The sequence below is a fragment of the Peptoniphilus sp. HMSC062D09 genome, assembly GCF_001811425.1.
Taxonomy (GTDB): domain Bacteria; phylum Bacillota; class Clostridia; order Tissierellales; family Peptoniphilaceae; genus Peptoniphilus_A.
In genome coordinates, this window is record NZ_KV804728.1 from 8,081 (window position 1) to 21,134 (window position 13,054).

A 13,054-nucleotide genomic window follows, 5' to 3' on the forward strand; every position below is an offset into this window, starting at 1 on the left:
ATTAATAGCCATGGTTATGTTGTTAACAGCAATGGCAACAAATGTATTTGCTTCATCAGCAAATAATAACTCAGAAGTTAGCCCTAAAGAATGGCAAAAATGGTTTAATGGTCTAAGTAAAGAGGAACAATTAAGTGTAAACTATGAGCCAAGTCAAGTTTTAAAAGCACTTAGTGCTAATGAAGTTTCAAAAGTTAATATTGACGACAAATATGAAACCAAAACCTTTTTGACAGAACTACAGAACCTATATCCGACCATGGAAAAAAAGTCTATAAATCAATATATATCATCTTATATTGAGATTTTCAATATGTACAGGGGTATGTATCCAAATCTTTCAAATAAGGCTATCGCAGAAAAAGCAAAAGCGAATATGTTAAATAAGATAGAGTATACGATTGATGATTCAGAGTATGAAGCTAAGGATATTATAATCCGCTCAGCTAAAGAACCTGATGGGTATGAAGCCATTGTTGACTATATAAATAAAAATCTCAAGCCTAATTACTACGCTACTTTGGACACGACAGAAGAAAATATAAATATTCTAAAAAGACATATTAATAGTTTACCAAACGAAGTCAAAGAATCAGCATTGTTATATATTGAGGATATGGAATCAGAAGATAATTTCGACGAAACAATTGCTAAAAAATATTTAAAAACAAATATTTTATATAGAAGCTCTGAAAAAGATGCAGCTTCAAAATGTGTTGCTTATGCAAAAGAGTATTGGAAAGATTATAATCCCAGCTATCCTGATTGGGATGTTGATTGTGCTAATTTCGTTTCTCAATGTCTGTATGCGGGAGAAAAAAAGATGAAAGACGAATATCCTAAAATAGACGATAGTAGAAACTGGTTTTCTTATGGTTCAAAAAAAGACCCAAGCAAAGTATCTTCTACATGGCGTGGGGCAAATATGTTTAAGTGGCACTGGGTCTCAAGATCATATGCTTATAAGGATTTCGATCTGAGTAAAAATGGAGAACTTACAAGGTTATACAACTATGCACAAGCTGGATACCCTATATCTTTTTTAAACTCTAAAGATGGCGCATATCATACTTTAATAATAACTGGCTTCAACAATAATACAAAAGATGTTGGCGTAAGAAACCATTCAGGTAGAGTCAATAATGAAAATACAGGTGTAAGATGGCTTAGTGGAGATAATGTTAAAGTAAGAGTATATGTCGTTTATAAATTATAACTAGGGTTTGATGAGTTAAGTGTAACAAGACAATATATTAGCCTTTTAGAACGTGGAGAGGCTCAAGCTACAATTTTTATAGGAATAGAAATCGCCAACAAACTAGATATATGTGTTTACACATTATTTGGTTTTGACGAGTGTGAGTGTTGTAATGTAGGCACAGGAGGTAATTAGATGATATATTTAAATCCACAAAGGTATAAGAACGGCGACAAATATAATAAATAAACTAATAATTTGAGATTTATCAGTTTATTTATCAACAAATCAACAGTTTGCTAAAGCGAGAGAAAGTGAAAAAGGAGGATTTTATGAAGAAGTTTTTATTAATTTTATTAGCCTTAGTATTAGCTTTACCAGCAACAGTATTTGCACAAGGCTATATGAATGATACGACTAATTTTCAAAAATCGATGGAAATTTTAGAAGAACTCGGTTGTAATGTGGAAAAAGAACATCAATTATTTAACTTGAGATCAGCAAAAGATACTAATAGAGTTAATCTAGGAAATGAGTCTTTTGCTTTATTAGATGAAGATGATAGGATAATATCAATTGATAGGATAAAAGAAACGAATGGAGATTATTTTAGACAAAATACACCGAAAAAAGATTTTAGAGTTACTCAAAATTTAGTTGAACAAAAACTTGTTAAAGAAGGATACGAGCTTGTTCATTCAGGTTATTTTGATGATACTACTTTAAGGTTAAGATATGAAAAGATGATGCCTTATGGTGGACATAACCAATATGATGCTTATGACGCTTATATAGATACAGAAAATGGTGCTTTAGTCAGTTTTAAGAAGAAAGGTATAGAGAAAAAGGAAATTTCTTTGAGAAGTTTTAGTCAAACTAAAAATCCTATTTCAGAAGATGAAGCTATAAGTATAGCAAATAATTTTCTAGAAAAATATAATAAGGAGCCAATTCAAGATTTAAGAATTGGAACAGCTATTCCTAATGATGATTTTTATAAAACCATAAAAGGAGATACAGTCGATGGAAACCCACTAATTATAAATGAAGACAATATTGCGAATCAGGATATCAGAGAAGCATACATTTTAAAAAATGAGAACATGGAAGTTTATGTCGATTTGTATTCTGGTGAACTTATTGGAGGAGACATATACATGTATGAAGGAGGAGCTATCTCAGCTCCTGACGTTGCCTATGGAACTGCTAGAGCAACTGATGCTCATGCTGGCTTAGCTAGAATGGGATATGATCCAGTCGATGTTGCTGCATCGGTAACTAATTTTAAGTCTAGAGCAAATACGATGTTAGGTTATGGTCTTAAAGCATTTTATGCAGGATGTCATGGTTCTTCAAATGTAATAGGGACAAATAAAAACGGGGGATCATTTCTTAAGTACAATGATGTTCCAAGCAGTAATTACCAATTTGTGTTTTTAGCTGCATGTAATACAGCTGCTAATACGAATTGGTCTGATGCATTTGGAATATATAATGGTATTTCAAAAAATAAAGCATTTTTAGGCTGGTATGAATCCATTAACTCAGTTCAAAATTATAATTATTGCTGGCAACTTTGGAATCAAACATCAAGGGGTAAATCAGTAAGAAATGCAGCTTTAGATGCAGCTAATAAGATAACTGAGTATTGTCCTATAAGATTTAGAGGCGATAGAAGTTATGATGGATTTGATTAATTATGTTTTGGATGTCAAATACCTTTCTAACTGATTATAATAATTCTATTGTAAAAAGAACAGCAGGGTTATTGTTAATAATATTTCTTATGGTTAATTTAAGCTCATGTTATAGTTCAAATGATATACCTATTGATAAAGAAAATAATAGAGAGTCTGTTATTGATAAAGAAAATAATGATGAGTCTGTTATTGATAAAGAAAATAATGGAGAGTCTGTGAAAGTATATATTTATGATGAGAAACAAGAGGGTTTTAAAGAACTAGATATATCTTCAGATCAACAAAGGAAAGTTTTAGAAGAATTGAATAAACTAAATAAGGATTGTAATTTATATGATTCAAATAATCAATATTTAGGGTTGGATACCGCTTATTCTGATGGAGCATATTTAATTAAAATAAAAAATGATGAAGAATATGAGGTTGAGATAGTAGAAGATAATCCAAATAGTGCAGATAATAGATACTGGTACAATGTAAAATCAAGAAATAAAGATATAGAGGGTATATATAAAACCCCTTACAATTTGAAAGAAAAAATAAATAGGATTGTATTAGAACAATGATTTACTTTGAATTGTCGCACTTTGATTTTAATTTGAGTCTCACATTCTAGAATATAGCTAGAAACAACAGTTGGAAAAATAGATAATATTTGATCTTAATGTCAAATATATTGAGGTCAAACAAAATTATAAGAGGAGGTTAGAAATGAAGAGAAGATTTACTCTATTAATAGCCATGGTGATGCTGTTAACAGCGATGGCAACAAATGTATTTGCTTATAACTCAGAGAGCATAGAACATGAAAAGATGTATTCTGTAAGTTCTGATAGCATAGAATATGAGGATTTAATGGAATTAAAAGAAGATGTTAAAGCCATAAATAATGATTATGATTTAGAAGAGGAATTGATTTTCGAAACTGAAGTCGGTGAAATTATAAATAAATATAGTAATAATAAAATCGATTTCAGAGAAAAAGCAACATCTCTTAATTATAATGACAGAGAAGAGGTAATCGCTGAAATATTAAAGATATATGATCTAAGTTCTACAGATGAAAAATTAAAATTAGATATTTATGTTAGAGGTGCATTGGAAACATTAATAACTGAAAATCCTACTAGACAAACAATGAATTTAGAAAAAGCATTTAATTCAATATATGAAAATCAATATAATGAAAAAGATAACTTATCTTTGCGTGCTTCAAATCAAGATCATTTTGATTACCTTGATGCAATATGGTATGCGCATAATTACTATGAAAACTATAATAGTAACTATCCTGACTTAAGTGGACCTATAGGAGGAGATTGTGCAAATTTTGTGTCACAAATTTTACATTATGGTGGTTATAGAACTGACAATAAATGGTATATTAAAAGAAAAAATTATAAGTATAATAACCCAAAAGATATTACAGAGCTGAATTATAGTTGGGATTTAGCTGATCCTAGTCCATGGATCAGTGCTAAGTATTTTAATAATTACTGGTCAAATATTGTAAAAACTGAAACAATTGATGATGATGATTTTGTAAATAAAAATATGTTTAATAAGCTAAATTTTTTTAAAGGAGACACGGTACAGTTATTAAGAAAAAAATATTTTAGCTATTATGGTTATCATACAATGTATATCACCGATTATACTAACAATAGTAAAAATAATCGTGATTTCGCAATGACATATCATACAAGGAATAGAATAGACAAACCTTTAGTTGATGTTGTTGAAGCTTTTATGAATGGTGGAGGAAGTTACAAAGTCAAATTTTTTAAAACACGATAAGAATGGTACTATATAAAATATGAATATAAAAATTTAATTGTAGTTAATCTTACAAATAAAAATTTATAAGATCATAAATGTAAGCTACACAGAGAATGACCTGAACCCCAAAATCCGGAATAAGGATGGAGGGGTTTTTAATTATGAATATTTAGAGATAAGGATTAATAGATATGAAAAAATTAGAACAAATAAGACAAAAGTCAAAAGAAATAAAAGATAAAATTGATGATACAGAAGAAAGACTAAGGCAACTAAAAAATCAAGAAAAAAAGATATTAAAACAAGACATAGTAAAAAGAAGAAAAGAAAGAACTCATAGGCTCATAACAAGAGGAGCAATTTTAGAAAGCCTTATAGAAAATGCAGAAGAACTAACAGATGAAGAAATAAAAATCCTACTAGAAGAAGCAACAAAGACAAAAGAATTTAAAGAAACACTAAGAATAATAAGAGAAAATTAGGAAAAATAAAATAATTAAATCTCCCTTAGATTTTCTAAGGGCGCAATTATACACCCTAAAGGGTGCTTGCGTCCTGCGGAGCCAAACCCTTGCAGGGAGCAACAACCATTCGCTTTTTAAAAGTCAAGGGTAAATAAACTCGCTAACGCTCGCCCTTGACTTTTAAAATTTGAAATGAACAAAACAATTAAGCCGACATACTGAAACAACAAAAATTAATTCAGTAGTCGGCTTTTTTTAATTCTATCATTTCAAAACGCTCATTCACAAAGTGGATATAGAAAATCTTCTAAGCCTCCGCCTAAAACAACAAAAAAAGAAAAAGGAAGTGATAAAAATGGCAGACAGTTTTCATTTTTCAGTAAACATAATATCAAGAGGAAAAGGAAAAAGTGCAGTAGCAAGTGCAGCATATATAAGTGGAGAAAAAATAAAAAATGAATGGGACGGAGTAACCCATGACTACACCAAGAAACAAGGAGTAATTAGCAAAGAAATATTTTTACCAGATCACGCACCAGAAGAATATAAAGACCGAAAAACCTTGTGGAACTCAGTAGAACTTTTTGAGAAAAATTCTAATGCCCAACTTGCAAGAAACTTTATCATATCCCTACCAAAAGAGTTAAGCATAGAAGAAAATAAAAAGATGATAGAAGAATATGTTCAAAACAATTTTGTAAAAGGGGGAATGATAGTAGACCTAGCAATTCATGATGAAAGTAGAGAGGGAAATCAAAATATCCACGCTCATATAATGACCATAGTAAGACCAATAAATGAAGATGGAACATGGGGGCAAAAAAGTAAAAAAGAATATATCCTAGATGAAAAAGGAGAAAAGATTTTAAACAAAAATGGAAAACCAAAGACAAGAAAAGTAGAACTAACAAGCTGGAATGATAAAGGCAATGTAGAAAAATGGAGAGAAAATTTTTCAGACCTTTGTAATAAATATCTGGCAAAAAACAAGATAGAAAAAAGAGTAGACCATAGGAGTTTTAAAAGACAAGGCATAAAACAAATACCGACAATACATCTAGGAGCAAGTGCCAGTGCAATGGAAAGAAAAGGAATAAGAACAGAAAAAGGAGATATAAATCGTGAAATAAAAAAACAGAATGAACTATTAAAAAACATAGGCAATGAAATAAAGAAAATAACATCATGGTTAGCAGGCTTTAAAGATAAGCTAAAAGAATCATACAAGGAATATAAAGACCAAAGTAAAAAGCAAATCGAAAATGAATCAGGACTCTTTAACCTCTATGAATATTTAAGCTTCTATCAAGAAATGCAGGAAAATAATAGAGCTGGATTATCATTTTATGGGAAAAGAAACAAAGCAATCTATGATCTAAAAAGATATGCAAGTGGAATAAATTCTCTAAGAGAAAATAAAATAAAAACCATATCAGACCTACAAGGACATATAAATAACCTAAGAAGTAAAAACTCTGAAATATATAAGACCATAAAAGAAAACAGTCAAAAGATAGAAGACCTTAATAAGTGCTTAGCCTATGCAAAGACTGTAAGAAAAACAAAGGCAACCTACCAATACTATGAAAGCAAGAAAATATTCAAAGAAAGCTTCTACAAGAATAATCAAAAGGAAATAGACCAACATATAAGGGCAAGAAACTTAATTGAAAAAATCAGTGGAAAGAAAAATTTAAGAGAAAAAGAATGGTTAGGAGAAATCAAAACCTTAGAAGATGAAATCAGTAAATTAAATACAGAGTCAGAAAAGATAAGGGAAAGATACAAGGAAATAAATCATATTAAATATGCAGTAGAGGTAGTAAATAAAGAATATGGTATTGACCTATCAATAGAAATTGACAAGGCAATTAAGAGAGGAGAAAAAGAAAGTATCATAGAAAAGATAAAAGAGTATAAGCAAGATAGTGATAGCTTTAATAAAAAAAGACAAATGACTAAAGACTATTACAAAAATCAAGAAAGATAAGACCTGGTAAAAATATCTTATCCAAGCTATAATATGACCAAGAAAATAAAGACCGTTTTAGGAGGTAATAGAGATGAATAAAAGGCAAGAGCTAATAGATGAACTCATAAAAGCAGATCAAGATGGAACATACAAAACATATAAAAGCACAGAAGAAGTAAAAGCAATGAACAATGAAGAAGTGCAGATATTATATTCCAACATGAAAAACTATCTATCAGACAAAAGAACACACATAAACTACTAAAAGTGGAAAGGTATTTTAAGCTATTTAAAAGTATAAAAGGTACAAATACCTAAGAAATATATAAAAACATCAAAAATAAGTATTCCACCACCAAGAACAATAAAATAAAAACAAGCAAAGGGAAGTATAGAAAAATTAAAACCTATACTTCCCTTTTTTTAATTCAAACAAAGGAGAGAAAAGCATGATAAACGAAGAAATAAGCAAAGAAGCAAGTCAAGCAGCACAAACCATAATAACATACACAATAAAGGCAGCAAAAGAATCAATCAACTTAGACAAAGAAATAAGAAAAAAGATGAATGATACTTTAGAAAAAGCAAACGGAAACTTAAAAAGCCTTATGGGAGATGAAATGAAAATAAAAGACCTCTACAAAAAAGGACAACTAGAAAATATAAGCATAGATCAAAGCGACCTCAAAGACTTAAAAAAAGAACTAAACAAACTTGGAGTAAAGTTTTCAGTAATGAAAAACAAAGAAAGCAAAAACTATGAAGTATTTTTCCAAGCCAAAGACATAAAAGTAATGGAATATGCCTTTAAGCAAGTCATAGCCAAAGAAAATAAAAAAGAAAAAGAAAGTATTCTAAAACAAATAAAGAAATACAAAGACCTATCCAAGAACAAGGATAAAACAAAAGAGAAAGTCAAAAGAAAAGTAAAAGAAAAAGTAAAACCAAGTAAAAAAGATATGACCAGAGAAATTTAAGGGAGTAACGAAAAGTTACACCCTTAAATAACCATAATAACAAGACTTCCGAAAAGCAGAAGTCCAGAATTCCGAAAATCGGAAATCAAGAATTTCGATTATCGAAAATCTGGAATATATCAATGTAGAAAGGATATAAAATAGAATAAACACAATATTTATGATATAATTAAAGCAGTTAAGAGGTCAAAGAGGTGCTTGTATGAATAAGAAAAATAACATAGATAGAGTTCATGATGATGTTTTTAATAGCATAAAAACATTAATGGATAAGGCAAGAAATGAAGTCGCAAGAGAAGTCAATCATCAGGAGATGAAAACAAAAAAGTCCTAGACCAAGCCCTTAAAGGGCAATGAAATAAATGAGACAGCCAAACAAAGAGTAAACCTCGGCAAGACACGTTATTATGTGGACAAGGTATTTTATAATTAAAGGAGAAAATATTATGAAAGGTGGTTTTAGAATTCTTCTTGCTATAATGATTTTATTTTCATTAACAGGATGTAAAGGGAAAACAGATGGAGATATTACAATTGATAAAGGTGATTCAAATAAATTTAGCCAAGAAGAAATAGATTCTGCAATTAAAGTAGTAAAGGATAATTTTTCATTCCCAGGCTCAGAATTAAAAGCAGTACGCTACGATGAAGCTAAATCTGATGATGTGATAAAAGAATTTATGGAATATGGAGCAGGCAAGGGCACTGATATAGATCCAAATAATATTATCGTTCTATTTTCAGAATTTGATGTGACTGGTAAAAATCCTGTATTAAGTAAGGATGAATACAAGAATTACAGCTGGACCTTAGTTCGACCAGACAAAGATGGGGAATGGAAGATAGAAGATCAAGGTTATTAAAAAATATAAGGAAAAATAAAATATAAATTATAAGGAGAAGTAGAGAAAAAATCTACTTCTTTTTTTATTGCAAGGAGGATTAGAATGGCAACAAACAAAAGATATTATTGGATAAAATTAAAAGAAGAATTTTTCACAGACAAAAGGATAAAAAGATTAAGAAGAATATCGGGAGGAGATACCTACACGATAATCTACCTCAAACTTTTATTATTAAGCCTAAAAGATGAGGGCAAACTCTATTATGACGGAGTAGAAAGTGATTTTATAAAAGAGTTAGCACTAACCATAGATGAAACAGACGATGATGTAATGGTTACGGTAAATTATTTAATCAATCAAGGCTTATTAGAAGTTGTAACAGAAAATGATGAATACTATTTAACTGAAATACCAAACTTAATAGGATCAGAAACAGCCTGGGCAGAGAAAAAAAGAAGATACAGACAAAATAAACAGAGGACATTGTCCTTAATGAGTCCAACCAATGTCCGACAAGAGATAGAGATAGAGAAAGATATAGAGATAGATAAAGAGAGAGAGGGAGAGATAGATAAAAAGTCCACCCCCATCTTTTATGGAGAGTACAAAAATGTAAGGTTAAGCAAAGAAGAATATAAAAACCTTAAATAAAAACTAAACTCATACACAGAAATAATGATAAATAAACTATCCAGATACATGGAAAGCAGTGGTAAGACCTATCAAAACAACTATGTGACAATCTTAAAATGGTATGAAGAAGATAAAGAAAAACTAAGACATCAAGGAGGAAATAAAAAAATGAACTATGATGTAGGAGAATCTTTATAGATAAAAAGAGGTGGAAAGCCACTATTAAAGACTTTAAGTCTAAAAAGGTATCAAAGTATGCCAGAGATAATAAAAATGTAAATATGACACTTAAAAGGCGATTAGAAAATTAAAAATCTAATCGCCTTTTTTATTGCATGAAAGGATAAGCTATGACAAAAAGACAAACAAAATACATTGTAAAAAGAAATTATGATAATAGAAGAACAGATACGGACGCTTTTCTAAGACTAATAAAAAAATCAAGCAAATTAAATAAGACTAATGAAATTGAGTATAACAAATATAATATTGATAGCAATAAAAAAGAGTGCTATAATAAAAATAGTTTTAGAGAAAGTTGTGTTATTTCTGAAAACTCAAACAAGGAGGAATAGGAAATGATACAAACAAATTCAAATCAATTTTCATTCAAAGCTGCAATTTATTGCAGACTATCTAAAGATGATGAGCAGAAAGGAGAGAGTGCCAGCATACAAAACCAAAAGGAACTTTTAGAAAACTATGTAAAATCAAGAGGTTGGAGTATTTATGATGTATATATAGATGATGGATATACTGGATTAAATACAAATAGACCATCATTTCAAAGACTAATCAGAGATATTGAAAATAAGAAAGTGGATATAGTTATAACTAAGGACTTATCAAGGCTTGGAAGAAACTATTTGCAGACTGGATACTATACAGAAAATTTCTTCCCAAAGAACAATGTCAGATATATAGCTTTAAATGATGGAGTAGATACCTTTCAAGATAACAACGAAATAGTTCCTTTTAAAAATGTTTTAAACGAGTTTTATTCAAGAGATGTTTCCAAAAAGATGAAATCTGCCTATATGACAAGAGCAAGGCAAGGAAAATTTATTGGTTGTCTTGCTCCAATAGGATATAGGAAAGACAATGATGATCCACATAAATTAGTAATCGATGATGAAACTTCATGGATTGTTGAAAAAATTTTTGATCTTGCTTTTAGTGGTTATGGAGTACAAGCAATTAGAAGAAGACTTTTTGAAGAAAAAATACCTACACCTACCTGGTGGAATAGAAAAAAAGGACTTAGAAATAAAAAAACTAAGTTAGAAATGACCGTAGATGGTGGAGAGTATTGGTGGGACTGCACCACCCTAAAAGAAATTATTGAAAACCCAGTTTATATTGGTCATATTGCTAGTCAAAAAGTTAATTATAAATTCAAAGTAGGTTGGTTATCCGATAAACCCAAAGAGGAATGGATAATAGTAGAAAATACACACGAACCTATTATTTCTGAAGATATTTATAATATAGCAAATGAAAAATTAAAGAGCAGGAGAAGACCATTTAAAAATGGAGAAGAAAGTATATTTGCAGGCATTGTGAAATGTCCCGATTGTGGAAAATCTTTAAATCTTGGAAGAAACAAATCGAAAAAAAGAGAAAAGTTACTCACTTGTAACACTTATAGAAGATATGGAAAGTCATTATGTAGTCAACATAGAATTTATTACGATACTCTTTATGAGATAGTGCTTAAAGATATTAGAAAAAATGCAGAAATAGCATTGAAAGACGAAAAAGAAATCATAAAAGCACTTGAAAAATCACGAGAAGTTGATAATGAAGAAGAACAAAAATTTATTATGGATAAGATTTACGAAGATCAGATAAGAGTAGAAGATTTAACTAAAAAGATTGAAAGACTATATGATGACTGGCTCGATAATAAGATAAGTGAAAGTAACTTCCAAAAAATTCTTGAAAAATCACAGAAAGAACAAGATTATCTAAACCAAAGAATAGAAGATAATCAAAAATTGATTGTTAAAGAAGATCTTGAAGATATTAATGTCAAAAAATGGATTGAACTCATAAAAAAACATAGGGATATAAAGAAGCTGGACAAAGAAACCTTAAACGAACTCATCTCAAAAATCTATGTTCACGAAAAAGAAGTAGTGAATGGAGAAATCACCCAAACAATTGATATTTACTACAATTTCATAGGAAATACAGACACACTACAAGTATTTTACAATCTCTAATTAGGCATAAAGCAGCTTATGGCTGGTGGAGGAATTGTGCTAATCGGGATCAAATTAATTCCACTACTTGCAAATGCTTTAAAATAGGAGAAAGTCTATGTTTGGTATCTTTGACAAGCTAACTGAATTTTTTAAGGATATGCTACTCGGAGGTATCAAAGCAAATCTTGAGTCCATGTTCTTAGATATAAATGACAAGGTAGGAGTTATTGCAACTGATGTTGGGAAGACACCAATGGGTTGGAATGGAGAAGTGTATAACTTCATAAAAAACATTAATGATAATGTGATCGTTCCAATAGCAGGTCTTATCATAACAGCAGTTTTATGTATTGAACTCATAAATATGGTTATGCAAAAGAATAATATGCACGATACAGATACTTTTGAGTTTTTTAAATACATTATAAAGATGTTTATAGCAGTCTACCTTGCAAGCCATGCCTTTGAATTTTCAATGGCAGTCTTTGATGTGGCACAAAATCTTGTAAACAAAGCGGCAGGGGTAATCACTACTTCTGCCACTGTTTCAGGAGATCAGATAGTTGCAATGGTTGATACATTAAAAGAAAAAGATGTTGGTGCATTAATTATGATATTAGTTGAAACAAGCCTTGTAAGGATTGCAATTCAATGTATATCTTTAACTATTACCTTAATAGTATATGGGCGTATGTTTGAAATATATGTCTACTCATCAGTATCATCCATACCATTTGCGACTATGGGAAATAAAGAATGGGGTCAGATTGGAACAAATTATATCAAGGGACTTTTTGCCTTGGGACTACAAGGTTTGTTTTTGATGATATGTTTAGGTATCTACACCGTTTTAATAAGAACGGTACAGATTACAGATATTCACGCAAGCTTGTTTAGTATATTAGGATATGCTCTACTACTTGGACTTATGATGTTTAAGAGTGGAACAGTTGCAAAAAGTATTATGAATACGCACTAGGAGGAATAAATGTTAAAAAAGAAAAATTGTGCTTTATTAGGACTTGGAATTTTATTGGGAGGAACTTATGAAATCTTAAAAGAGAAAAAAAGAAATGAAGAGATTAGAAACTTAAAGAGGAGAATAAATAGACTCGGAAGATGTCACAATGAATTTGTTATGTATCAAGGAGAATACAATGACAGAAATGAAGAAAAACAAGAAGAATTAGAAGAAAGAATTAGCTACCTGGAAGAGGAAACAACATCTAATTATGACCATATACTTGAACTTTCCAAAGTAGAAGTAGAGGGAGATTAA

General features: G+C 30.1%; 14 protein-coding genes and 2 pseudogenes. All 16 read left to right on the forward strand.

The annotated features are described in order from the left end of the window. Positions 1-1,216 (forward strand): amidase domain-containing protein (locus HMPREF2801_RS05860; RefSeq protein ID WP_210394462.1); only part of this gene is annotated, 1,216 nt, incomplete at its 5' end. A gap of 314 nt (positions 1,217-1,530) precedes the next feature. Continuing rightward, entirely contained in the window at positions 1,531-2,895 is a 1,365-nt protein-coding gene (locus HMPREF2801_RS05865; protein WP_070611162.1) for a hypothetical protein, read from the forward strand. A gap of 71 nt (positions 2,896-2,966) precedes the next feature. Then, entirely contained in the window at positions 2,967-3,464 is a 498-nt protein-coding gene (locus tag HMPREF2801_RS05870; protein WP_148130081.1) for a hypothetical protein, read from the forward strand. Between the two features lie 145 nt (positions 3,465-3,609). Further along, positions 3,610-4,695, forward strand: coding sequence for an amidase domain-containing protein (locus HMPREF2801_RS05875; protein WP_070611164.1), 1,086 nt, complete (start codon positions 3,610-3,612; stop codon positions 4,693-4,695). A gap of 173 nt (positions 4,696-4,868) precedes the next feature. Next, positions 4,869-5,159, forward strand: a complete 291-nt coding sequence (locus HMPREF2801_RS05880) for a DUF3847 domain-containing protein (RefSeq protein ID WP_023054990.1) — start codon at positions 4,869-4,871, stop codon at positions 5,157-5,159. Between the two features lie 337 nt (positions 5,160-5,496). After that, a complete protein-coding gene (gene mobQ / locus HMPREF2801_RS05885) occupies positions 5,497-7,131 on the forward strand; it encodes a MobQ family relaxase (protein ID WP_070611165.1) in 1,635 nt (544 codons plus the stop codon). Between the two features lie 73 nt (positions 7,132-7,204). Beyond that, entirely contained in the window at positions 7,205-7,378 is a 174-nt protein-coding gene (locus HMPREF2801_RS09325; RefSeq protein WP_168162839.1) for a hypothetical protein, read from the forward strand. Between the two features lie 184 nt (positions 7,379-7,562). Beyond that, positions 7,563-8,090, forward strand: a complete 528-nt coding sequence (locus HMPREF2801_RS05890) for a PcfB family protein (RefSeq protein WP_070611166.1) — start codon at positions 7,563-7,565, stop codon at positions 8,088-8,090. Positions 8,091-8,292: 202 nt separating this feature from the next. Further along, on the forward strand, positions 8,293-8,424 hold the full coding sequence (locus HMPREF2801_RS09530; RefSeq protein WP_023055007.1) for a hypothetical protein: 132 nt from the start codon (positions 8,293-8,295) through the stop codon (positions 8,422-8,424). A gap of 112 nt (positions 8,425-8,536) precedes the next feature. Beyond that, complete coding sequence (locus HMPREF2801_RS05895) at positions 8,537-8,953, forward strand: DUF4829 domain-containing protein (protein WP_023054996.1); 417 nt, start codon at positions 8,537-8,539, stop codon at positions 8,951-8,953. 84 nt (positions 8,954-9,037) lie between these two features. After that, positions 9,038-9,766: pseudogene (locus HMPREF2801_RS05900) on the forward strand (phage replisome organizer N-terminal domain-containing protein). Between the two features lie 152 nt (positions 9,767-9,918). Then, positions 9,919-10,143, forward strand: a complete 225-nt coding sequence (locus HMPREF2801_RS05905; RefSeq protein WP_004825731.1) for a hypothetical protein — start codon at positions 9,919-9,921, stop codon at positions 10,141-10,143. Between the two features lie 3 nt (positions 10,144-10,146). Beyond that, the gene (locus HMPREF2801_RS05910) at positions 10,147-11,793 is read left to right on the forward strand and encodes a recombinase family protein (protein ID WP_070611168.1); all 1,647 of its coding nucleotides are present in this window, start codon (positions 10,147-10,149) and stop codon (positions 11,791-11,793) included. Between the two features lie 3 nt (positions 11,794-11,796). After that, positions 11,797-11,880: pseudogene (locus tag HMPREF2801_RS09080) on the forward strand (Maff2 family mobile element protein); the annotation flags it as partial. Positions 11,881-11,890: 10 nt separating this feature from the next. After that, positions 11,891-12,754, forward strand: a complete 864-nt coding sequence (locus HMPREF2801_RS05915; protein WP_000466913.1) for a VirB6/TrbL-like conjugal transfer protein, CD1112 family — start codon at positions 11,891-11,893, stop codon at positions 12,752-12,754. 9 nt (positions 12,755-12,763) lie between these two features. Beyond that, positions 12,764-13,054 (forward strand): hypothetical protein, encoded by a 291-nt coding sequence (locus HMPREF2801_RS05920; RefSeq protein ID WP_070611169.1) that lies wholly within the window; start codon positions 12,764-12,766, stop codon positions 13,052-13,054.

What these genes read in the sequence shown, in the direction of transcription:
- HMPREF2801_RS05865 (WP_070611162.1), top strand. Translation starts at nt 1,531, where the DNA reads ATGAAGAAGTTTTTATTAATTTTATTAGCCTTAGTATTAGCTTTACCA.
- HMPREF2801_RS05875 (WP_070611164.1), top strand. Translation starts at nt 3,610, where the DNA reads ATGAAGAGAAGATTTACTCTATTAATAGCCATGGTGATGCTGTTAACA.
- HMPREF2801_RS05880 (WP_023054990.1), top strand. Translation starts at nt 4,869, where the DNA reads ATGAAAAAATTAGAACAAATAAGACAAAAGTCAAAAGAAATAAAAGAT.
- mobQ (WP_070611165.1), top strand. Translation starts at nt 5,497, where the DNA reads ATGGCAGACAGTTTTCATTTTTCAGTAAACATAATATCAAGAGGAAAA.
- HMPREF2801_RS09325 (WP_168162839.1), top strand. Translation starts at nt 7,205, where the DNA reads ATGAATAAAAGGCAAGAGCTAATAGATGAACTCATAAAAGCAGATCAA.
- HMPREF2801_RS05890 (WP_070611166.1), top strand. Translation starts at nt 7,563, where the DNA reads ATGATAAACGAAGAAATAAGCAAAGAAGCAAGTCAAGCAGCACAAACC.
- HMPREF2801_RS09530 (WP_023055007.1), top strand. Translation starts at nt 8,293, where the DNA reads ATGAATAAGAAAAATAACATAGATAGAGTTCATGATGATGTTTTTAAT.
- HMPREF2801_RS05895 (WP_023054996.1), top strand. Translation starts at nt 8,537, where the DNA reads ATGAAAGGTGGTTTTAGAATTCTTCTTGCTATAATGATTTTATTTTCA.
- HMPREF2801_RS05905 (WP_004825731.1), top strand. Translation starts at nt 9,919, where the DNA reads ATGACAAAAAGACAAACAAAATACATTGTAAAAAGAAATTATGATAAT.
- HMPREF2801_RS05910 (WP_070611168.1), top strand. Translation starts at nt 10,147, where the DNA reads ATGATACAAACAAATTCAAATCAATTTTCATTCAAAGCTGCAATTTAT.
- HMPREF2801_RS05915 (WP_000466913.1), top strand. Translation starts at nt 11,891, where the DNA reads ATGTTTGGTATCTTTGACAAGCTAACTGAATTTTTTAAGGATATGCTA.
- HMPREF2801_RS05920 (WP_070611169.1), top strand. Translation starts at nt 12,764, where the DNA reads ATGTTAAAAAAGAAAAATTGTGCTTTATTAGGACTTGGAATTTTATTG.